Origin of the sequence: Streptacidiphilus rugosus AM-16, assembly GCF_000744655.1 — a bacterium.
GTDB classification, from domain to species: Bacteria; Actinomycetota; Actinomycetes; order Streptomycetales; family Streptomycetaceae; genus Streptacidiphilus; species Streptacidiphilus rugosus.
Window position 1 is genome coordinate 3,731,012 of sequence record NZ_JQMJ01000004.1, and the last position, 20,230, is coordinate 3,751,241.

Below are 20,230 nucleotides of genomic sequence, written 5' to 3' on the forward strand. Positions count from 1 at the left end.
GCGCGGCCCGGCACCCATATGATCGTCGGCTGAACGCCGACACCTCGCACCGAGTGGAGACTCCCGTGGGCTCGCCGCCTCCGAACATCGCCCGCGTCTACGACTACCTGCTGGGCGGCAAGGACAACTACGAGGCCGACCGGACGCTGGGCGAACGGATCGCGATCGCGCTGCCGCAGGTGCACCTCGGGGTCCAGCAGCAGCGGGCGGTGCTGCGCCGCGTGGTCGACCACCTGGTCCGCGAGGCCGGACTGCGGCAGCTGATCGACATCGGCTCCGGTCTGCCGACCGCGGAGAACGTGCACCAGGTGGCCCAGCGCATCGCCCCGGACACGCAGGTCGTCTACGTCGACAACGACCCCAGCGTGCTCGCCCACGCCCGCGCGCTGCTCGCCGACGACAAACGCACCGTGGTCACCGACGGCGACCTGCGCCACCCCGCCGAGCTCCTGGCCGATCCGGCGCTGCGGGCCCACATCGACTTCGACCGGCCGGTCGGCCTGCTGCTGTGCGGCATCCTGCACTACGTCCTGGACGACGAGGACCCGTACGGCATCGTGCGCGCCCTCGTCGAGGCGCTGCCCTCCGGCAGCTACGTCTTCGTGCACCACCTCACCACCGCCGGCCCCGAGGTCGACGCCGACACCGCCGAGGCCGAGGCCGCGCTGCGCCAGGGCGTCGGCCGCGGCCAGTTCCGCACGCACGAGCAGGTCGCGGCCTTCCTCGACAGCCTCGACCTGCTCGAACCCGGCGTCGTCACCGTCCCCGAATGGCGGCCGGACGCGGACACCCCCTCCCCCGACGACCACCCGGTCCTCCGCCTCGCCGCGGTCGGCGTGGGCCGCAAGCGCTGACGCGGCGGAGGCGGCAGGGAGAGGGCGGGATCAGGTCCCGTAGACCTGGAAGGACCACAGCGAGTAGCCGTAGCCGGTGCCGCGCGCGGTGCCGTACATGCGGACGTAGCGTCCGCTCCCGCTGAGCCCGGTCAGGTCCTGGGTGCCGCCGGTCCCGGTGGTCGTGGACCAGATCGTCGTCCAGGTGCTGCCGTCGGCCGAGGTCTGGATCTGGAACGCCTTGCCGTAGGCCGCCTCCCAGCTGAGCCTGACCTCGTCGACCGCGTAAACGGCGCCGAGGTCGACCTGGAGCCACTGCGGGTCGGCGTAGGCGCTGGACCAGCGGGTGGCCGCGTCGCCGTCGGTGGCCAGTGCGGCGGTGAAGGCGGTGTTCGGCTCGACCGAGGAGGCGGTGGCCGGCCGGTTCAGGGCAAGGTCGGGCCGCTGGCCCTGGTCGTGGAAGACCTCGAACTCGTAGAGCGAGTAACCCCACTGGGTGCCGCGCGCGGTGCCGTACATCCGGATGTACCGGCCGGTTCCGGTGAAGCCGGTCAGGGTCTCCGTGCCGCCGGTGCCGTTGGCGCGGGTGTACACCGTGGTCCAGGTGCTCCCGTCGGTCGACATCTGAATCTGGTAGTTCTTCCCGTACGCGGCCTCCCAGGCCAGCACCACCCGGTTGACGGTCTGCACACTGCCGAGGTCGACCTGGAGCCAGGTCGGATCGACGTACTGGCTCGACCACCGGGTGCCCGTGTCACCGTCGGTCGCGTTCCCGGCCGGGAAGTCCGGGGTCTCGACGCTGGAGGCGGTGGCGGGGCGGCCCTGGGCGAGGTCGCCGGGGATGGTCGGCCCGGCCCACAGCGGGTTGCGGCCGACGGCGTCCATCAGCGGCACGAAGGCGGCGTAGGTGCTGACCGGCTTCGGCGAGCCCCAGGTCATCTGCGCCAGGTCGCGCAGCGGGTACGTGATGCCGGCGGCGGTCTGGTCGACGGTCTCCGCCGAGGGGTTGTCGCACCAGACGTGCAGCAGCGTGCCGAGGTTCCGGCTCGGGTCGGTGATCGTGTTCGACCCCTGGAACAGGTCGGGGTTCCAGGTCTCGTACATCCACGTGGTGTTCGGCTTCGCGCCGCCGTAGACGTAGTAGGTCGGGTCCCAGGACTCGTTGGCGACGGTGTGCCCGGCGTCGATCAGCTGCTGCGGGGTCTCGCCGTAGTCGTACCAGTACTCGACGACGATGTCGGCGTTCGGGGTGAGGGTGCCGTCGCCCGCGTCGATCCCGTCGTTCCACATCCGCATCGTCCTGCCGCCAGCCCGCACCAGCGAGTCGGCCCAGTTGACGAAGCCGTAGTAGGTGTCCTTCGCGGTGGCGTTCGCGCCGTAGTTCGCCCGGGCGTAGCTGAGCAGTTGCGGATAGGAGGCGTAGTCGGTGACGTACTCGTCCGCGCCGAGATGCCAGTAGGCCGAGTTGGTGAACAACGGCTCGTACTCGTGGATCAGATCGCTGATCAGCTGCCGGGCCCCGGGTATCGTCAGGTCGATGTAACTCGAGCTGACGTTTCCCTTGTTGTCCTTGAGGCGGTAGTCCTTGCCGACCGACAGCTCGCCGGAGAGGATCGCGTCCATGTGGCCCGGCATGTCGATCTCCGGGACCACGGTGACGTGGTACCGGTCGGCCAGGGCGACGATGGCGGCGATGTCCTGCTTGGAGTAGTGCTGCGCCGAGGTGATCTCCGGGTGCGTACTGCTCTCCAGACGGAAGCCGAAGGTGTCCGACAGGTGCAGGTGCAGGTAGTTCATCTTCAGGTACGCCATGTCGCGGATCTGGTTCTCGACCCAGGCGACCGGGAAGAAGTTCCGCCCGGTGTCGATCATCAGGCCGCGCTCCGCCTTGACCGGCCAGTCGCGCGCGGTCCCGGCCGCCACGGTGGGCGCCTGGTGCAGGAGCTGCAGCACGGTGCGGGTGCCCCAGAACTCCCCGGTCGTGCTCGCCCCGGACACGACGACGCTCGAACCGACGGTCAGCCGGTAGCCCTCGGCGGGGAGTCCGGTGGCCCCCAGGGTCAGTTCGACGTCGCCGGCCGCGGGCGTGCCCTGCACCACGGAGACGGTCCGGCCCTCCAAGGCCGACAGGTCGGCGGCGAAGGTGGCGGCGTCGCCGCCGAGCTGCGCGGCGTACGCGGGGTCGACGACGACGCGCGAGCCCGCGCCGAAGGTGAACGCGCCGGTGCCGGCCGTCCACTGCTGGAGCGCGGGGACCGTCGTCGGCGCGGGGGCCGCGGCGACGGCCGGGGGCGCGGTCGCCACGGCGGCGAGCGGTAAGGCGAGCGCGGTCAACGCGCCGGCGAGGAGAACTCCGATGGATCGCATGGCCTGCCCTGGGACTGGAAGGGACGGTGCATGACAGTGATCACATCTGCGCGTTGTCTAGACCTCTTGCGCAGCAATGCGCAGTATTGGGCATCGATGCGCACCGCACAAGAGGCCTGCGTCGCAGCCGACTTGACCGGAGCCTCGGGCTACGGTGGTGCAGGTCCGACTCCGGCGGGCGGCGGGTCCCATGGCATCGCGGGCACGCGGGCCGCCCTCTTGCCCTGCTCGGTTCTGATCAGGTTACGAAGAAGTTATGCAGAAATGAGCACGGAGATCTGTTCACGACTGCCTCGGTTTCCCTAGCATCGCTCCCGAAGCCGATTGACAATTCACCAGAACTGCCGCAGGTCGGCCGTCAGGCCGCTTCGGCGAAGGAGCCAGCTATGAACCGACGCCTTCTGGCGGTGTCCGCCCTCGCCGCGTGCAGCGCACTCGTGCTGACGGCCTGTAGCAGCAGCGGCGGCGGAGGCACTTCCGCGGACGGTGTCACCACGATCAAGTTCGTGGCCGCGGACTACGGGTCCAACGGCCAGAACCCCAGCCAGGCGTACTGGGACGGCGTCGTCAAGGCCTTCGAGACGGCGAACCCGAAGGTCAAGGTCGACCTCCAGGTGATCAACTGGAACGACATCTCCACCAAGCTCGCCACGATGGTCCAGAACAAGCAGTACCCGGACATCGTCGAGGGCCCGGGCTACGCGAGCTTCGCGCAGAGCGGCCTGCTCTACACGGTCAACGACGTGCTGGACTCCTCGGTCCAGAGCAACCTGATCCCCGCGCTGGCCAAGGCCGGCCAGCAGAACGGCACCGCCTACGGCGTCCCGTTCGTCTCCTCCTCCCGCGCGTTCCTGATCAACAACGCGCTGTGGAAGAAGGCCGGTCTGCCGATGAACGGCAACCAGGCCGTCGCGCCGAAGACCTGGGCCGACGTGGAGACCGCCGCCACCAAGATGAAGGCCGCCGGGGTGTCGATCCCGCTGGGTCTGCCGCTGGGCTCGGAGGAGGCGCAGGCCGAGTCGTTCATGTGGGAGATGAACAACGGCGGCGGCTACGTCGACGCGAGCGGCAAGTGGGTGATCAACTCGGCCGCGAACGTGGCCACGTTCAAGCAGCTGGGCAAGTGGGTGGACGCGGGCCTGACCGAGAAGGACCCGGGCTCGGTCAAGCGCACCGACCTGTACGCCGACTTCGCCTCGGGCAAGGTCGGCATGCTCAACGGCATGCCGATCCAGCTGGACGACATCAAGAAGAACAACCTGGACGTGACCTGGGCGTCGCTGCCCACCGCGCAGGCCGGCGGCACCCCGCAGACCCTGGGCGTGGGCGACTGGATCTACGGCTTCAAGTCGGGCGGCCACGCCGCGCAGATCAAGGCGTTCCTCGACTTCGCCTTCCAGAAGGACAACCAGGTCAAGTTCGACGAGGAGTACAACCTCCTCCCGGTCACCAACGACGCTGTCACGCAGGTCAGCTCGGACGTCCCGGCGCTGGTCCCGTTCCTGAAGGCGCTGCCCGCCGCGCAGTTCGTGCCGGTCTCCAACCCGGCCTGGGACACCGTCAACGCGCAGGTCAAGACCCAGATCGGCGGCGCGCTCAAGGACCCGCAGGGCGTCCTGACCACCCTGCAGACCGCCGCCACCTCGGCCGGCCAGTAACAAGCGAAGCGGCGGGACGCGAGCCGACAGCGCGTCCCGCCGCCCCGCCGGCCTGTCCCGACCCCGCAGGAGAACGTGCCCGTGTCCGAAGAGTCCGCCGCCCTCGCGCCGTCACCGGCCGCCCCGCCCCGCCCCGCAGCGGCGAAAGCCGTCAGAGCCTCGGCCGCGGGTGGGCGTAACAGTCTGGCCCGGTTGGGTCCGTTGCCCTGGATCGGTCCGTGCATCGCGCTGATCCTGCTGGTGGTGGTCTGGCCCGTCGTCGAGATGGTGCTGACCTCGACCCACAAGATCAGCGGCCTCGGCATCGACTTCGGCTTCAACGGCATCGGCCGCTACCAGAAACTCTTCAGCGACCCCCGCCTGGGCACCGTCATGCTGTGGACCCTGGTCTGGACCGTCCTGGTCGTCGGCTTCACCATGGTCATCTCCCTGGCCCTGGCCCAGCTCTACAACCAGAACTTCCCCGGCCGCAAATACACCCGCTGGGCCCTGATCATCCCCTGGGCCGCCTCCGTCATCGTCACCTCCATCGGCTTCCGCTGGATGCTCGACGAGGTCGCCGGCGTCCTCAACCGCCTCATGCTCGACCTCCACCTCATCCACAGCGCCCAGAACTGGACCGGCGACGCCGCCCACTCCAAACCCTGGCTCATCCTGGTCGCCGTCTTCGTCTCCCTCCCCTTCACCACCTACACCCTCCTCGCCGGCCTGCAGACCGTCCCCGGCGAGGTCTACGAAGCCGCCCGCGTCGACGGCGCCACCACCTGGCAGACCTACCTCAAAATCACCCTCCCCCTGCTCCGCCCCTCCTTCCTGGTCGCCCTCGTCATCAACCTCATCAACGTCTTCAACTCCTTCCCCGTCATCTGGGGCATGACCCAGGGCGGACCCAACACCGACACCTCCACCTCGACGGTCTTCATGTTCATCCTCGGCCAGACCGACGTCGGCGAATCCGCCGCCATGTCCGTCGTCAACTTCGCCGTCGTCATCGCCATGGTGCTGCTCTTCCTCAAGGTCAGCCGCTGGAACGAGGAGAGCTGACCATGCCCGCCACCCTCAAGAAGACCGCCCTGGCCACCCTCGCCTGGCTCCTGGCCCTGGCCTTCCTGGCCCCCTACGCCGAAATGGTCCTCACCGCCGTCCGCCCCGCCGGCGAACTACGCGACAACGGCTACCTCCCCCACCACTTCCAATGGGGCAACTTCCTCGACGTCTGGTCCCACACCACCATCGGCCAGAACCTCCAGGTCTCCCTCCTGGTCGCCGCCGGCGCCACCGCACTGACCCTGCTCGTCGCCCTCCCGGCCGCCTACTACACCGCCCGCATCCGCTTCCGCGGCCGCAAACTCTTCCTCCTGCTGGTCCTGGTCACCCAGATGTTCCAGCCCGCCGCCCTCCAGGTCGGCCTCGCCCGCGAATTCACCTCGCTCGGCATGATGGACTCCGACCTCACCCTGATCATCGCCAACGCCGCCTTCAACCTCGCCTTCGCGGTCTGGATCCTGTCCGCCTACATCTCCTCCATCCCCGCCGAACTGGAGGAGGCCGCCATGATCGACGGCACCAGCCGCATCGGCGCCCTCTTCAAGGTCACCCTCCCCCTCGCCCTCCCCGGCGTCGTCACCTGCGTGATCTTCACCTTCATCACGGCCTGGAACGAATTCATCATGGGCCTGATCCTCATCAACACCCCCTCCAAACAACCCCTCACCGTCGGCATCGACTCCATGATCGGCGCCTACAACCCCCAGTGGAACTACATGTTCGCCGCCTCCGTCGTCGCGATCATCCCCGTCGTCATCCTCTTCGCCTCCATCGAACGCCACGTCGTCTCCGGCCTCACCGCCGGATCCGTGAAATAGGAAGCGCAGGTGAGCGGAGCCGGGGGCGAGGCCGTCCTCGCCCTGGAGGTGGGCGGCGCGCGGATCGAGGCCGCCGTGATGGCGGCGGACGGCAGTGTGCTGCACACGGCCGCCGCCGAGACCGGGGCCGAGCGGGGACCCGACGCGGTGGTCGAGAACATCCTGACGCTCGCCGGAACCCTGGCGGCGCGTCACCGGCCGGTCGCCGCCGGCATCGCGGTCCCCGGCGTGGTCGACGAGACGACCGGCGTCTGCGTCTTCGCCGCCCATCTGGGCTGGCGGGACGTGCCGGTGCAGCGATGGCTGGAGGAGGAGCTCGGCCTCCCGGTGGCACTCGGCCACGACGTCAGGGCCGGTGGGCTCGCCGAGGCCAGGCTCGGCGCGGGTCGGGGCTGCCGCTCGTTCCTCTACGTGCCGGTCGGCACCGGGATCGCCGCGGCGATCCTGCTGGACGGCAGGACCCTGCGCGGCGGGCACGGCGGCGCGGGCGAGCTCGGCCATCTGGTGGTCAGGCCGGGCGGGGACGCGTGCCGCTGCGGCAACCGGGGCTGCCTGGAGACGGTCGCCTCCGCCTCCGCGATCGCCCGGCGCTACCGGGAGGCCGCGGGCGATGCGGTGACGGCCGATCAGGTGGCGTTGCTGGCTCGGGAGGGCGACCCGGTGGCGGCCGGGATCTGGCGCGAGGCCGTGGACGCGCTCGCGGACGGCCTCGCGGCGGGCGCCACGCTGCTGGACCCCCGGCGGATCGTCCTCGGCGGCGAGCTCGCCCGCACCGGTCCGGCCCTCTTCGACCCCCTGCGCGCAGCCCTGGCGCAGCGGCTCACCTTCCAGACCGTCCCCGAGGTCACCGCCGCCGCGCTCGGCCGCCGGGCCGGCAGCCTCGGCGCGGGCCTGCTGGCGCTCGACCTGCGGCAGGCGCGCCGCGCGCCCCGCTCCCCACGCCGACGGCTGCTCGCGGTCTCCGGACCGGTGCGGTCGGCGGCCCGCGAGGCCCGCTCGTCCTGACGGACCGGGGCCGCCCGCCTGCCGGCCCGGTTACGCCGAGCGGGCCTCGTCCGGCGGGGCCGTCCTTGGCCGCCGGGCACGGGCCAGGGCGGAGGGCAGCGCGACCCGCTGCTCCTGGGTGAGGTCGCCCACCCGCGTGTCGTCGGTCGCGTGCAGGTGGACGAGGATCTCGTGGGCCGTGAGCGGTCCCATGTCCGGCAGCGCGCGGAGCAGGGCGCCGAGGCCCATGCCCGCCGCGACGGCGTCCCCGCCGTCCCAGGCGTCGAGACAGATGTGCGCCAGGCGGGCCGTACCGCCCTCCGCCACCGCGGCCAGCAGCAGTTCCCTGGCTCGGTGCAGGGCGGGGCTGACCTGGGGTTCCGGCGCAGGACGAGCCGAGGACTCACGGGGCATGGCGGCCACCTCTCAATCTCCACTCGTGTCGCAGCCTTGCAGTAGACAAGTCTACGTCGATGCAACCCTTCGTGCATGCAATACTTCTGTCATGGCGATTCCAGCGACTCGACCCCCGCAGGCGACCCCCGGCGCGGACGAGATCCAGGCGTTCCAGCGCGCGACCCGCGATCTGATCGGCGTGGCCCTGCACAGCCTGGAGGCCGCGGGCGGCGGCATCTCACTGCCACAGATGCGGATGCTCCTCGCGCTCGACGACCTCGGGCGGTGCCCTTCCTCCACTGTGGCGCGAACCCTCGGCCTCGGCGCGTCCTCGGTCACCCGACTGGCGGACCGGCTGGTCGGTTCGGGTCACGTGCTGCGCGGATCGGACCCGCATCACCGCAGCGTGGTCACCCTGGAGCTGGCCCCGCTCGGCCAGACCCTGGTCGACCAGGTGCTGCGCTGGCGCGAGCAGGAGCTCGCCCGGATCCTGTCCCGGATCCCGGCCGAACTCCGCGCCGCCACCGCGGACGGACTGGACGCCTTCCACCACGTCGTGGGCGAGGACTACGCGGCCGACCTGCACGGTCCCGTCCCGCTCTGACGCGCCCGACCACGGTCGGCCGGGCCCACGACGTCGACCAGCGCACGACGTGGGCCGGCTCACCCCTGCCCCTGAAGAGAACCGGAGCAACATGCGTACCGCGCACGCCTCCAAGCCGGTCCATCTCGGCGACTTCACCGCCCGCCCCCGGATGCTGCTGATCACCGCCCTGGCGCTCGTCGTCGGCGGCACCGGCTCGATCGCCGCGCTCGCCCTGCTGCGGCTGATCGGGCTGGTCACCAATCTGGTCTTCTACCAGCGCTGGAGCAGCGCCCTGATCGCCCCCGGCTCGGTGCACCACCCCTGGTGGCTGGTGCTCGGCGCGCCCGTGGTCGGCGGTCTGCTGATCGGCGGCATGGCCCGCTACGGCTCCGAGAAGATACGCGGGCACGGCATGCCCGAGGCGATCGAGGCGATCCTCACCGGGGGCAGCCGGGTCCAGCCCAAGGTCGCGGTGCTCAAGCCCGTCTCCGCGGCGATCAGCATCGGCACCGGCGGCCCGTTCGGCGCCGAAGGGCCGATCATCATGACCGGCGGCGCGATCGGCTCGATCATGGCGCAGCTGCTGCACCTGACCGCGAACGAGCGCAAGACGCTGCTCGTCTCCGGCGCGGCCGCCGGCATGGCGGCGACCTTCAACTCGCCGCTGGCCGCGATCCTGCTCGCGGTCGAGCTGCTGCTGTTCGAGTGGCGGCCGCGCAGCTTCGTGCCGGTCGTCGCGGCCGTCGCCGTCGCCACGGTCTGCCGGGGCTCCCTGCTGGGCACCGCACCGGTCTTCCCCGTCGACACCTCGGGGCTGCATCTGAACCCGACCCTCGACCTGCTGGCCGCCGTGGTCGGACTGACCGGCGGCGCCCTGGCCGTCGCCGCGACCTGGCTGGTCTACCGCGCCGAGGACGCCTTCGCGCGGCTGCCGTTCCACTGGATGTGGTGGCCCGCCATCGGCGGACTGATCATCGGTCTCGGCGGCCTGGTCGAACCGCGCGCCCTGGGCGTCGGCTACGACGTCATCGACCAACTGCTCACCGGCCGGGCCACGCTGGGCCTGATCGTCGGCATCCTCACGGTCAAGACGCTGATCTGGTCGCTCTCGCTCGGCTCGGGCACGTCCGGCGGTGTGCTCGCGCCGGTCTTCATGATCGGCGGCGCGCTCGGAGCCTGGGAGGGCATGGCCTTCCCGCACACGATCCCCGGCTTCTGGGCGATCCTCGGACTGGCCGCCGTGGTGGGCGGCGTGATGCGCTCCCCGCTCACCGGTGTGGTGTTCACCCTCGAACTCACGCACGCCTGGGGGACGCTGCTCCCCCTCGTGGTCGCCTCCACCGCGGCCTACGCGCTGTCCGCGCTGGTGCTGAAGCGCTCGGTCCTGACCGAGAAGATCGCCCGCCGCGGGCTGCACCTCACCCGTGAGTACTCCACCGACCCGTTGGAGACCTTCTTCGCCCGCGAGGTGATGCTCCCGTTCGACCACGCCGACGCGCTCACCGAGCACGACGACGTCACCCCGGAGCGGCTGCGCGCCCTCACCGGACCCGGCAACGCGCTGCTCCCCGTCGTCGACACCCTGGACGGCACCCTGGTCGGCGTCACCACCCGGCGCCGCCTGACCGAGGTCAGCTCGCCGCACACCGTTCCGGGGACGGTCCGCGAGGCCACCCTGCCCTGCCGCCTGGCGGTGCACCCGAACCACACCCTGCGTCAGGTGGCGTACCTCTTCGCGGAGACCGGCCTCAGCAGCGCCCCCGTGATCGATCCGGCGACCCGGCGGCCGACCGGCGTCATCACCCTGCGTCATCTGCTGCACGCCAGGCTCCACGACCTGACCGAGGAGCACCACCGCGAGCGCGTCCTGCCCCGCCAGGCGGACGCCGACCCCGTCCCGGCCGCCGCCCCCGCGCGGGCCGAGGCCGCCTGAGACCCGCGCCCGGCGTCGGCCCGAATCCGACCCCGGGCGCGCACGCCTTCCCCGAACCGACCACCGCCCGAGGAGCCCCACGTGATCATCTACCCCGCGGCGATCGCCGCCAGGCTCCGCACCGCCCTGCACGAGGGCGACAGCGGCACGCTGGCCGCGCTGTTCCACCCGGACGTCCACTTCCAGCCGCTCGACCCCTTCGAGCCGGCCGGCACCGGCTCGGACGCGGCCCTGGCCTGGTACCGGGACCGCCGCGAGCTCGGCTACCGCACCGAGGTCGAGGAGCTGTTCAGCTTTCCCGCCGGTGTCGTCCTCGGCCTGCGGATCACCCGCCCGGCCGCGGACTCCGGCTCCTCCGCGCTGCTGTACCGTCTCTTCCGCCTGAAGGACGACCGGGTCGTCCAGATCCGCGACTTCACCGACCGCACCCGCGCCCTGAACCTCGCCGAAGCACCGTTCCCTTCGGCAGGCTGAACCAGAGAGGGACAACGCCATGACCGCTGTGCAGGGGTCCACCGTCGAGATCCGCACGGCCGACGGCACCGCCGACGCCTACTTCACCCACCCGGACGACGGGGCGGCCCACCCGTCCGTGCTGTTCTACATGGACGCGTTCGGCCTGCGCCCGCAGCTGCGGAAGATGGCCGACCGGCTCGCCGCCGCCGGTTACACCGTGCTGGCGCCCAACGTCTTCTACCGCAGCGCCCGCACCCCCGTGATCGAGCTGCCCGACTTCATCGGCGGGGAGAACCGCGAGGGCCTGTTCGCCCCGCTGATGCCGATGATCGCCACGCTGACTCCGGACGCCGCGGTCTCCGACGCGGACGCGTACCTGACCTGGCTGGCCGCGCGTCCCGAGAGCGACGGCCGCCCGGTCGGGGTCACCGGCTACTGCATGGGCGCCCGCCTGGCCCTGCTGACCGCGGGCCGCCACTCCGACCGGGTCGCGGCCGCGGCCGGCTTCCACGGCGGGCGGCTGTTCACCGACGCGCCCGACAGCCCGCACCTGGTCGCCCCCGACGTCACCGCGGAGCTGTACTTCGGCCACGCCGACGACGACGGCGGCAACACCCCCGAGCAGCAGGCCGGTCTCGCCAAGGCCCTCACCGAGGCCGGGGTCAGGCACACCGCCGAGCTGTACCCCGGCGCCCAGCACGGCTACACCATGGCCGACACCGACAAGTACGACGAGCAGGCCGCCGAGCGCCACTGGGCCGCCCTGCTGGACCTGTTCGGCCGGAACCTGTGACCACCCGGCGCGCTCGAACGGCCGTACGCCCGCAGCCTCCGGCTCACCCGCTCGGCGTACGCCTTCGAGCGCGCCGCCCGCGCCCCGGGCGCAGCGCGCAGTTCGATGGAATCCATGAACGAGCTGCGGTGGTGCGCGTGTGAGGCAGTCCCGGGGAACGCCAGGTGATCCGGTTCGAATCGGTCACCAAGGCGTACCCGGACGGCACGGTCGCGGTCGACCGGCTCGATCTGGTCGCCCCCTCCGGCGAGATCACCGTGCTGGTCGGCCCTTCGGGCTGCGGCAAGACCACGAGCCTGCGCATGATCAACCGGATGATCGAGCCGACCGGCGGCCGGATCTGGCTCGACGACCGCGACGCCGCCTCGGTTCCCACGCACCAGCTGCGCCGGGGCATCGGCTACGTGATCCAGCACGCCGGGCTCTTCCCGCACCGCACCGTGCTGGACAACATCACCACGGTGCCCGAACTGCTCGGCCACGACAGGAAGCAGGCCCGCGCCCGTGCCAGGGAGCTGATGGAGCGCGTCGGGCTGCCCGACCACTTCGCGGCCCGCTACCCGGCCCAGCTCTCCGGCGGCCAGCAGCAGCGCGTGGGGGTGGCCAGGGCCCTGGCGGCCGACCCGCCGGTGATGCTGATGGACGAGCCGTTCAGCGCCGTCGACCCGGTGGTCAGGGAGCAGTTGCAGAACGAGTTCCTGCGGCTCCAGGGCGAGCTCGGCAAGACCATCGTCTTCGTCACGCACGACATCGACGAGGCCATCAAGCTCGGCGACCGGGTCGCGGTGCTCAGGGCGGGCGGCCGTCTCGCCCAGCTCGCGCCGCCCGCCGAGCTGCTCTCCGATCCTGCGGACGCCTTCGTGGCCGGCTTCGTGGGCCGTGACCGCGGCTACCGCGCCCTCGGCTTCGCCGTCGCCGGCGAGCTGCCGATCCGTCAGGAGCGTTCGGTCAGGCTCGGGGCGGAGTTCGAGCGGGCCGGGGAGGCGGCCGAGGAGGGATGGGTCCTGGTCACCGACGCGGAGGACCGGCCGCAGGGATGGCTCCGCACGGACGGGCCCGCCGCCGGGGCGGCCCCCGGCCAGGTGGCCCCGGAGCGGCTGAACCTCGGCGGCACCCTCGCCACCGAGAACGCGACCCTGCGCGAGGCCCTGGACGCCGCGCTCTCCTCGCCGAGCGGCCGCGGGGTGATCGTCGACGCCTCCGGCCGGCTGCTGGGCACGGTCGCGGCCTCGGAGGTGCTGACCCGGATCGAGGACCAGCGCCGCAGCCGGGGAGGTGCGGCGACGTGACCGCACCGCCGCCGGCCCCGGTGACGGCCGTGTTCGCCGTGGACTCCTCGCCGCTCGGCATGTTCGGGTACTTCAGCGAGCACCGCAGCGAGGTGCTGACCTGGCTCGGCTACCACGCCTGGCTCTCCGCGCTGCCGGTCGTGCTGGGCCTGCTGATCTCGCTTCCGCTCGGCTGGCTGGCCCACCGGCACCGGTGGACCTATCCGCCGCTGGTCACCGCCGCGGGCCTGCTCTACACCATCCCCTCGATCGCGCTGTTCGTCTCCATGCCGAGCATCATCGGCACCCAGATCCTCGACCCGATCAACGTCGCGGTGGCGCTGACCGTCTACACGGTGGCGCTGCTGGTCCGGGTGGTGGCGGACGGCCTCGCGGCGGTTCCCGAGGATGTCGCGCAGGCCGCCACCGCGATGGGGCTGACCAGGCGTCAGCGGCTGTGGCGGGTCGAGCTGCCGCTCGCGGTGCCGGTGATCGCGGCCGGGGTGCGGGTGGCCGTGGTGGCGAACGTCAGCCTGGTCGCCGTGGCCGGCACCATCGGCGTTCCCGAGCTGGGCCAGCTGTTCACGACCGGGTTCCAGCTCTCGGTCGGCAGCCCCTACTATCCGCCGATCACCCTGGGCATCGTGCTGTGCGTGCTGCTGGCGCTGGTCTTCGACCTGCTGGTGGTGGGCGGGACCTGGCTGCTCACCCCGTGGCGCAGGGCGGTGGGCCGCTCGTGATGGCATGGCTGAACGACCCGGGCAACTGGACCGCGCCCGGGGGCGTCTTCGACCAGTTGGCCGCTCATCTGCAGTACGCCCTGATCGCCCTGGTGATCGCCACGGTGCTGGCCCTGCCCGCCGGGCTGCTGATCGGTCACACCGGGCGCGGCCGGTGGCTGATCACGGCGGCCAACGCGATGCGCGCGCTGCCCGTGGTGGGCCTGCTGATCCTGCTCTACGTGATGCTGGCCCCGCACATCCACGGCCGGGGCGACACGGTCTACCTGGTGCCGACGGAGATCGTGCTGGTGCTGCTGGCGATCCCGCCGATCCTGTCCAACACCTTCGCCGGGGTCGACAACGTCGACCCCGCGGTGCGCGACGCGGCGGCCGGGATGGGCATGCGCGGGGGCCAGGTGGTGCGGCGGGTCGAGCTGCCCAACGCGCTGCCGCTGATCTTCTCCGGCCTGCGCAGCGCCGCCCTCCAGGTCATCGCGACCGCCACCGTCGCCGCGTATCTCGGCCTCGGCGGGCTGGGCCGCTTCGTCTACGACGGGCAGGCCAGCCAGAACTTCGCCGAGCGGAACGCGGGCGCGCTGCTGGTGGCCCTGCTGGCCGTCGCGGTGGACCTGGTCCTCGCGGTGGCCCAGCGCTACTCGGTCTCGCGCGGCGTCTCCGGCCGCTTCCCGAAGGGCGCCGCGCCCGGCCGCGCCGACGTCCCCGGCGAGACCGGCGTCGCCGAGCCCACCAAAGCCCCGCCGCCTGCCACGCACACCGCATGACCCCGCGTGACCCGCGTGACCTCCCTCCCCTCACGTCAGGAGCATCCATGAAGAAGGCCCTCACGCTCGCCCTCGGCGCGGTCACCGCGCTGGCGCTCTCCGCCTGCGGCAGCAGCGGCAGCAGCGGCGCCAGCGGGCTCTCCGGCACCGGCGGCACCGCCGCCGCGACCGGCGGGGCGACCGTCGCTTCGACGCTGATCCTGGGCGGCTCACCGGAGTTCAAGACCCGCACCGACGGCGTCCCCGGTCTGGAGCGGGTCTACGGGGTGGTGTTCGGCTCGTACAAGTCCCTGGACGCCGGAGGTCCGCTGACCATCAACGCGCTGAAGAGCGGTCAGATCGACGCGGGCGACATCTTCACCACCGATCCCTCGATCGCGGCCGACAACTTCGTCGTGCTGCAGGACCCGAAGAACCTCTACGCCGCGCAGAACGTGCTGCCGTTGATCAACAAGGCCAAGGCGACCCCGGGCGTCACCGCCGCGCTCAAGGCGGTCTCCGACAAGCTCGACACCCCGACCCTCGCCGCCCTCGACGTGAAGGTCATCACCGAGAAGCAGGATCCGGCCGCGGTCGCCAAGGCCTGGCTCGCGCAGGAGGGGCTGGACACCGCCGGCACCGGCGCGTCGGGCGTCTCGGTCAAGGTCGGCTCGGCGAACTTCCAGGAGAGCGTGCTGCTCGCCCAGATCTACGCCGAGGCCCTGCGCGCGCAGGGCGCCAACGTCAGCACCCGGCTGAACATCGGGAGCAGGGAGACCTACATCCCCGGCCTGAAGGACGGCTCGATCGACCTGATCCCCGAGTACAGCGGCGTGCTGCTGCAGTACTTCGACCCGAAGGCCACCGCGGTCTCCTCGGCCGACGTCTACGCGGCCCTGCAGAAGGCCGTCCCGGCCCCGCTCACGGTGCTCGACCAGTCCAGCGCCCAGGACAAGGACGCCATCGTCGTGACCAAGGCCACGGCCGACAAGTACCACCTGGTGTCGATCGCCGACCTGGCCAGGAACGGCTGACCGCCGCCGGGTCGGGCAGGCCGGGCCGGACCGGCGGGCGGCTACTCGAAGCGCGCGGTGTCGCCCGCCCCCCGGCGCACGATCTCGGCCTCGCCGCCGGAGAAGTCGATGACCGTGGTCGGCTCGGTGCCGCAGTCGCCGGAGTCGAGCACCGCGTCGACGACGTGGTCGAGCCGTTCCTTGATCTCCCAGCCCTGCGTCATCGGCTCCTCCTCGTCCGGCAGCAGCAGGGTGGTGGACAGCAGCGGCTCGCCCAGCTCGGCGAGCAGGGCCTGGGTGACCACGTGGTCGGGGATCCGCACCCCGACCGTCTTCTTCTTCGGGTGCAGCAGTTGGCGCGGCACCTCGGAGGTGGCCGGGAGGATGAAGGTGTAGCTGCCCGGCGTGGCCGCCTTGATCGCGCGGAACACGTTGTTGTCGATCTGCACGAACTGGCCCAGCTGGGCGAAGTTCTGGCACACCAGGGTGAAATGGTGACGGTCGTCGAGCTGCCGGATCTGGCGGATCCTGGCCAAACCCTCGCGATTGCCCAGCTGGCAGCCGAGGGCGAAACACGAGTCGGTCGGGTACGCGATCAGCGCACCGGTCCTGACCAGGCCTGCCACATTGTCGAGGACGCGCTGCTGCGGATTCTCCGGGTGCACGTCGAAGTACTTCGCCATCCGCAGAGCCTACGAGATCGGGGCCGCCCGCGCTGGCCGAGCCCCGCCGGGCGCAGGGTGGAATGCTGGACATGTGACCGAAGCTGCTCTCGGGCGGACGGAGGACGGTCGGCTGGGGCGCTGGTGGACCGCCGCGGTCGGCGTGGTCCGCGTGCTGGGGCAGGCGCCGGTGTCGATCGCCCTGGTCGTGTCGTTCCTCGTGCTGGGCCTGGCCGCGAGCGGTGCAGTCGGCTGGACGGGCATGGGCACCGGGTCGATCACCCAGGGTCGCTGGTGGACCCTGTTCAGCTACGGTCTGTGGGACTCCGGGGCCGGCGGCTTCCTGGTGGCCACCGGCCTCACGCTGATCACCCTGCTTCCGGCCGAGCGACGGCTGGGCTCCCTCCGGGCGGCGGGGATCTTCCTGCTCTGCCAGGTCGGCGGCGCGCTGCTGGCCATCGCGGCGATGGAGCTCGGGGGCCTGGCGGGCGATCCCTGGCTGGGCGGGCTGATCGGCGCCCGGACCGTCGGGCCGACCCCCGGCCTGGTCGGCGTGGGGCTGGCGCTGAGCGCCTCGCTGACCGCCCTGTGGCGACGCAGGCTGCGGCTCCTGCTGGTGGTCGCGCCGCTGCTGTTCCTGTTCTACTCCGGCGAGGTCGTGGACGTGGCCAGGACCGGTGCGGCGCTGATCGGCCTGGTGACCGGCGTGCTGCTCTTCACGAACCACCGCTCGCCGCGGGACTTCCGCCCGCTGCCGTCCTCGGCCAAGGAGACCAGGCTGCTGGTCGCGGTCTTCGCGTCGGTCTCGGCCCTCGGGCCGCTGGTCACCTGGTTCACCCACGACACCGACGGTCCGCTGGCGCTCTACCGCGCGCTGTTCATCGGCGTGGGCGTCTCGCCCGCCTCCGTGCGGGCGACCTGCTCCGGTGCGCTGGCGAACACGCAGAGCTGTCTCAACGCCCGGGTCGACCACGCGCTGGCGAACAGTCCCGACGTGTTCGTCTACTGGGTTCCGGTCTGCCTGATCGTCGTGGTGGCGGTCGGGCTGTGGCGCGGGCGGAGGATGGCCTGGTGGGCCGCGGTACTGCTGCGGATCCTGCTGATCGCCGCGGAACTGCGCTACTTCCTGCTCCGCCGCGACGCCGCGACCGGGACGTTCACCTTCTACTCGATCCTGCAGATGTGCATTCCGGCGGCGGTGCTCGTGGTGCTGGTCCTCACCCGGCGCCGGTTCCAGCTCCGGGCCGAGCGGGAGACCGTCGCGACCTTCCTCGGGGTCGCGGTGCTCACCTTCGTCGTGGTGGGCGCCGCGTACATCAAGTTCGCCTACGACGCCCGCAACCAGTTCACCCCCGTCCCGGCCTTCCACCAGATCGTGTCCGACTACCCCAAGCGCCTGGTGCCGCCCGCCTACCTGCCGCTGCTGGGGAAGCACCTGGGCGCCTTCCTTCCTGACACGCTGCACGCCAGGGCCCTGTGGGAGTTCACCGGACCGGTGTTCTGGGTGATCGTGCTGGTCGGACTGTTCGTGGCGTTCTGGCGGGCCGGCGTGCGCCGGAAGGTCGACAACTCCGCGCAGGCGAAGCAACTGCTGCTGCGCTACGGCGGTTCCACGCTCTCGTACATGTCCACCTGGCCGGGCAACGACCACTGGCTCTCCGCCGACGGCCGGGCCGCCGTCGCCTACCGCGTCATCGGCAGCACGGCGCTGACGCTGGGCGACCCGTACGGCGATCCGGACAGCCGGGGCGCGGCGGTCGCCGAGTTCACCGCGTACTGCGACGAGCACGGCTGGTCGCCGTGCTTCTACAGCGTCACGCAGGGGACCAGGGACGTCACCGAACGCCTGGGGTGGTCCGCCGTCCAGGTGGCGGAGGACACCTGGCTGCACCTGCCGGACCTCGCGTTCACCGGCAAGCGGTGGCAGGACGTCCGCAGCGCGCTCAACCGCGCGGGCAAGGCGGGGATCACCGCGCACTGGCACAGCTGGCCGACCGCGCCGATCGCCGTGCAGGAACAGGTCCGCGCGCTGTCCGAGGAGTGGGTCGCGGACAAGGGCCTGCCCGAGATGGGTTTCACCCTGGGCGGCCTGGACGAGCTGAACGACCCGCGGGTGCGCGTCCTGGTCGCCCTCGACGAGGAGGGCGTGCTGCACGGCATCACCAGCTGGCTGCCCAGTTACGAGGACGGTGAGCCGGTCGGCTGGACCCTGGACTTCATGCGCCGCGGCGACGGGGCCTTCCAGGGCGTGATGGAGTACCTCATCGCCACGGCGGCGCTGACGTTCAAGGACGAGGGCGCCCGGTTCCTGAGCCTGTCCGGCGCCCCGCTGGCCCGGGTGGACCGCGGCGAACAGCAGGCTCCGCTGCAGCGGGTGCTGGACGTCCTGGGCCGCACGCTCGAACCGGTCTACGGGTTCCGTTCGCTGCTGGCCTTCAAGTCGAAGTTCCAGCCCACCTATCTGCCGCTCTACATGGTCTATCCCGACCCCGCCCAGCTCCCGGCCATCGCGGGCGCGATCGGCAAGGCCTACCTCCCCGAGACCAGCCCCGCGCAGATGCTCAGGCTCAGCCGCCGGCTCACCCAGGCGACCGCGGGGAGACAACCGAGCGCCGCCGGACGGCGCTGACGCGGACGGCCACCGCGGAGGCCGGCCGAGGTCGCCCGTTCGGGTCGACGGGGCGGGCGCGCGGGCGTGGCTGAGGCAGGCGAGCCCGGGTCGGAGGTTATCGAGGAGGGATGCGCATCCGAACAGGCCGACGTGCCGGCCGTACCGCCGCGATGATCCTCGCCGCCTGCCTGGCGGCCTCCCTGCCCTCGATGGCAGCCCCCGGCGCTGCCGCCGCCACCGCGAAGGGGCCGGCCGCCGCCCCGCGGTCCTGGGCCGCGACCGCGGCGGAGCTCGACCGGGTGATCCAGCGGACCGCCACCGACGCCGGGGTCCCCGGCGTGATCGTGGGCGTCTGGAAGCCCGGGCAGCCGCGCTATGTGCGCGCCTTCGGGATCGCCGACAAGAGCGACTGCGCCCCGATGCGCGCCGGCCTGAACATGCGTATCGGCAGCGAGACCAAGACCTTCACCGTCACCGCGCTGCTCCAGCTCGTCGACCGCGGCCGTGTCGGGCTGGACGACCCGATCTCCGCGTACGTGCCCGGCGTGCCGGACGGACGGCACATCACGCTGCGTCAGCTCGCGGAGATGCGCAGCGGCCTGTTCCCCTACAGCAAGGACACCGGCTTCCAGCACCTGCTGACGACCCAGCCGCACCGCCAGTGGGCGCCCAGGGAGCTGCTCCGGATCGCCTTCGGGCACGCCAACCAGTTCCCGCCCGGCGCGCGCTTCGACTACTCCAACACCAACACCGTGCTGCTCGGCCTCGTCGTCGAGAGGGTCACCCACCGCCCGCTGCGGGACGTGATCCGGGATCTGATCACCCGTCCGAGCGGCCTTGACCACACCTTCCTGCCGAAGGCGGCGGAGTTCCCGCTGCCGCACGCCCACGGCTACACCGACTTCACGCCGGACGGCACGGTGGCGGACGCGACGGACTTCAACCCCAGCTGGGGCTGGGCGGCCGGCGCGATGATCTCGGACCTCGACGACTTGCGCTCCTGGGCGGTGAACGTCGCGACCGGCGGACTGCTGACCCGGCAGACCCAGGCCGAACGCCTGGACGCGAAGCCGACCGGCGCGCCCGGCGACTTCTACGGGCTGGGCATCGACGTCAACCACGGGTGGATCGGCCACGCGGGCTCCCTGCCCGGTTACCAGAGTCTGACGATCTATCTGCCCGCCATGAGGGCGACGCTGGTGATCCTGCTCAACACCGACATCCCCTCGCGCGGCGAGAACCCCAGCACCGTGCTGGGCCGGGCGATCACCCAGGTGATCAGCCCCGGCAACGTCTACGGCGACGCCTCCGACCAGAGCTGA

The 20,230-nt window shown here is 71.7% G+C and carries 18 protein-coding genes; 15 read left to right on the forward strand and 3 right to left on the reverse strand.

Annotated features, from left to right (window positions below; translation table 11 throughout):
* Positions 1–65 precede the first annotated feature (65 nt).
* Complete coding sequence (locus BS83_RS25890; protein WP_198035299.1) at positions 66–854, forward strand: SAM-dependent methyltransferase; 789 nt, start codon at positions 66–68, stop codon at positions 852–854.
* 30 nt (positions 855–884) lie between these two features.
* Here BS83_RS25890 and BS83_RS25895 read toward each other — a convergent pair whose 3' ends face one another.
* Positions 885–3,200 carry a discoidin domain-containing protein gene (locus BS83_RS25895; protein ID WP_157597314.1) on the reverse strand — a complete coding sequence of 772 codons (2,316 nt, stop codon included), beginning with the start codon at positions 3,198–3,200 and terminating at the stop codon, positions 885–887.
* A gap of 386 nt (positions 3,201–3,586) precedes the next feature.
* On the opposite strand from BS83_RS25895, the gene BS83_RS25900 reads away from it, so the two are divergent.
* The 4 genes from BS83_RS25900 (at position 3,587) to BS83_RS25915 (ending at position 7,728) form a co-directional block, all read left to right on the forward strand.
* Entirely contained in the window at positions 3,587–4,858 is a 1,272-nt protein-coding gene (locus tag BS83_RS25900; protein ID WP_037605954.1) for an extracellular solute-binding protein, read from the forward strand.
* An 81-nt stretch (positions 4,859–4,939) separates the two neighbouring features.
* Complete coding sequence (locus BS83_RS25905; protein ID WP_408641035.1) at positions 4,940–5,902, forward strand: carbohydrate ABC transporter permease; 963 nt, start codon at positions 4,940–4,942, stop codon at positions 5,900–5,902.
* A gap of 2 nt (positions 5,903–5,904) precedes the next feature.
* On the forward strand, positions 5,905–6,723 hold the full coding sequence (locus tag BS83_RS25910; protein ID WP_037605956.1) for a carbohydrate ABC transporter permease: 819 nt from the start codon (positions 5,905–5,907) through the stop codon (positions 6,721–6,723).
* A gap of 78 nt (positions 6,724–6,801) precedes the next feature.
* Positions 6,802–7,728, forward strand: a complete 927-nt coding sequence (locus BS83_RS25915; RefSeq protein WP_084715094.1) for an ROK family protein — start codon at positions 6,802–6,804, stop codon at positions 7,726–7,728.
* A gap of 30 nt (positions 7,729–7,758) precedes the next feature.
* Here BS83_RS25915 and BS83_RS25920 read toward each other — a convergent pair whose 3' ends face one another.
* Entirely contained in the window at positions 7,759–8,121 is a 363-nt protein-coding gene (locus BS83_RS25920; RefSeq protein ID WP_157597315.1) for a hypothetical protein, read from the reverse strand.
* Positions 8,122–8,212: 91 nt separating this feature from the next.
* On the opposite strand from BS83_RS25920, the gene BS83_RS25925 reads away from it, so the two are divergent.
* The 8 genes from BS83_RS25925 to BS83_RS46640 all read left to right on the forward strand — a co-directional run bounded on the left by BS83_RS25925 (position 8,213) and on the right by BS83_RS46640 (position 15,656).
* Positions 8,213–8,707, forward strand: a complete 495-nt coding sequence (locus BS83_RS25925; protein WP_037605958.1) for a MarR family winged helix-turn-helix transcriptional regulator — start codon at positions 8,213–8,215, stop codon at positions 8,705–8,707.
* A gap of 91 nt (positions 8,708–8,798) precedes the next feature.
* Entirely contained in the window at positions 8,799–10,622 is a 1,824-nt protein-coding gene (locus BS83_RS25930) for a chloride channel protein (protein ID WP_037605959.1), read from the forward strand.
* Between the two features lie 81 nt (positions 10,623–10,703).
* Entirely contained in the window at positions 10,704–11,096 is a 393-nt protein-coding gene (locus tag BS83_RS25935) for a nuclear transport factor 2 family protein (RefSeq protein WP_037605960.1), read from the forward strand.
* A 19-nt stretch (positions 11,097–11,115) separates the two neighbouring features.
* Positions 11,116–11,871, forward strand: a complete 756-nt coding sequence (locus BS83_RS25940) for a dienelactone hydrolase family protein (RefSeq protein ID WP_037605961.1) — start codon at positions 11,116–11,118, stop codon at positions 11,869–11,871.
* 164 nt (positions 11,872–12,035) lie between these two features.
* Entirely contained in the window at positions 12,036–13,160 is a 1,125-nt protein-coding gene (locus BS83_RS25945; RefSeq protein WP_037605962.1) for an ATP-binding cassette domain-containing protein, read from the forward strand.
* Positions 13,157–13,879 (forward strand): ABC transporter permease, encoded by a 723-nt coding sequence (locus BS83_RS25950; RefSeq protein ID WP_232248489.1) that lies wholly within the window; start codon positions 13,157–13,159, stop codon positions 13,877–13,879. Before BS83_RS25945 ends, BS83_RS25950 begins: the two co-directional genes overlap by 4 nt.
* Entirely contained in the window at positions 13,879–14,643 is a 765-nt protein-coding gene (locus tag BS83_RS25955; protein WP_051945563.1) for an ABC transporter permease, read from the forward strand. The genes BS83_RS25950 and BS83_RS25955 overlap by 1 nt, the downstream gene beginning before the upstream one ends.
* A 47-nt stretch (positions 14,644–14,690) precedes the next feature.
* Positions 14,691–15,656, forward strand: coding sequence for a glycine betaine ABC transporter substrate-binding protein (locus BS83_RS46640; protein WP_051943945.1), 966 nt, complete (start codon positions 14,691–14,693; stop codon positions 15,654–15,656).
* 41 nt (positions 15,657–15,697) lie between these two features.
* On the opposite strand, the gene BS83_RS25970 is transcribed toward BS83_RS46640, so the two are convergent.
* Positions 15,698–16,318 (reverse strand): L-threonylcarbamoyladenylate synthase, encoded by a 621-nt coding sequence (locus tag BS83_RS25970; protein WP_037605963.1) that lies wholly within the window; start codon positions 16,316–16,318, stop codon positions 15,698–15,700.
* Between the two features lie 73 nt (positions 16,319–16,391).
* Here BS83_RS25970 and BS83_RS25975 point away from each other — a divergent pair, with 73 nt between their 5' ends.
* A complete protein-coding gene (locus BS83_RS25975; protein WP_051943948.1) occupies positions 16,392–18,926 on the forward strand; it encodes a bifunctional lysylphosphatidylglycerol flippase/synthetase MprF in 2,535 nt (844 codons plus the stop codon).
* Between the two features lie 110 nt (positions 18,927–19,036).
* On the forward strand, positions 19,037–20,230 hold the full coding sequence (locus BS83_RS25980; RefSeq protein ID WP_037605964.1) for a serine hydrolase domain-containing protein: 1,194 nt from the start codon (positions 19,037–19,039) through the stop codon (positions 20,228–20,230).

Coding starts and splice junctions, on each gene's coding strand:
- BS83_RS25920 (WP_157597315.1), bottom strand. CDS start 8,121: ATGCCCCGTGAGTCCTCGGCTCGTCCTGCGCCGGAACCCCAGGTCAGC.
- BS83_RS25900 (WP_037605954.1), top strand. CDS start 3,587: ATGAACCGACGCCTTCTGGCGGTGTCCGCCCTCGCCGCGTGCAGCGCA.
- BS83_RS46640 (WP_051943945.1), top strand. CDS start 14,691: ATGAAGAAGGCCCTCACGCTCGCCCTCGGCGCGGTCACCGCGCTGGCG.
- BS83_RS25915 (WP_084715094.1), top strand. CDS start 6,802: ATGGCGGCGGACGGCAGTGTGCTGCACACGGCCGCCGCCGAGACCGGG.
- BS83_RS25895 (WP_157597314.1), bottom strand. CDS start 3,200: ATGCGATCCATCGGAGTTCTCCTCGCCGGCGCGTTGACCGCGCTCGCC.
- BS83_RS25970 (WP_037605963.1), bottom strand. CDS start 16,318: ATGGCGAAGTACTTCGACGTGCACCCGGAGAATCCGCAGCAGCGCGTC.
- BS83_RS25980 (WP_037605964.1), top strand. CDS start 19,037: ATGCGCATCCGAACAGGCCGACGTGCCGGCCGTACCGCCGCGATGATC.
- BS83_RS25930 (WP_037605959.1), top strand. CDS start 8,799: ATGCGTACCGCGCACGCCTCCAAGCCGGTCCATCTCGGCGACTTCACC.
- BS83_RS25940 (WP_037605961.1), top strand. CDS start 11,116: ATGACCGCTGTGCAGGGGTCCACCGTCGAGATCCGCACGGCCGACGGC.
- BS83_RS25925 (WP_037605958.1), top strand. CDS start 8,213: ATGGCGATTCCAGCGACTCGACCCCCGCAGGCGACCCCCGGCGCGGAC.
- BS83_RS25910 (WP_037605956.1), top strand. CDS start 5,905: ATGCCCGCCACCCTCAAGAAGACCGCCCTGGCCACCCTCGCCTGGCTC.
- BS83_RS25955 (WP_051945563.1), top strand. CDS start 13,879: ATGGCATGGCTGAACGACCCGGGCAACTGGACCGCGCCCGGGGGCGTC.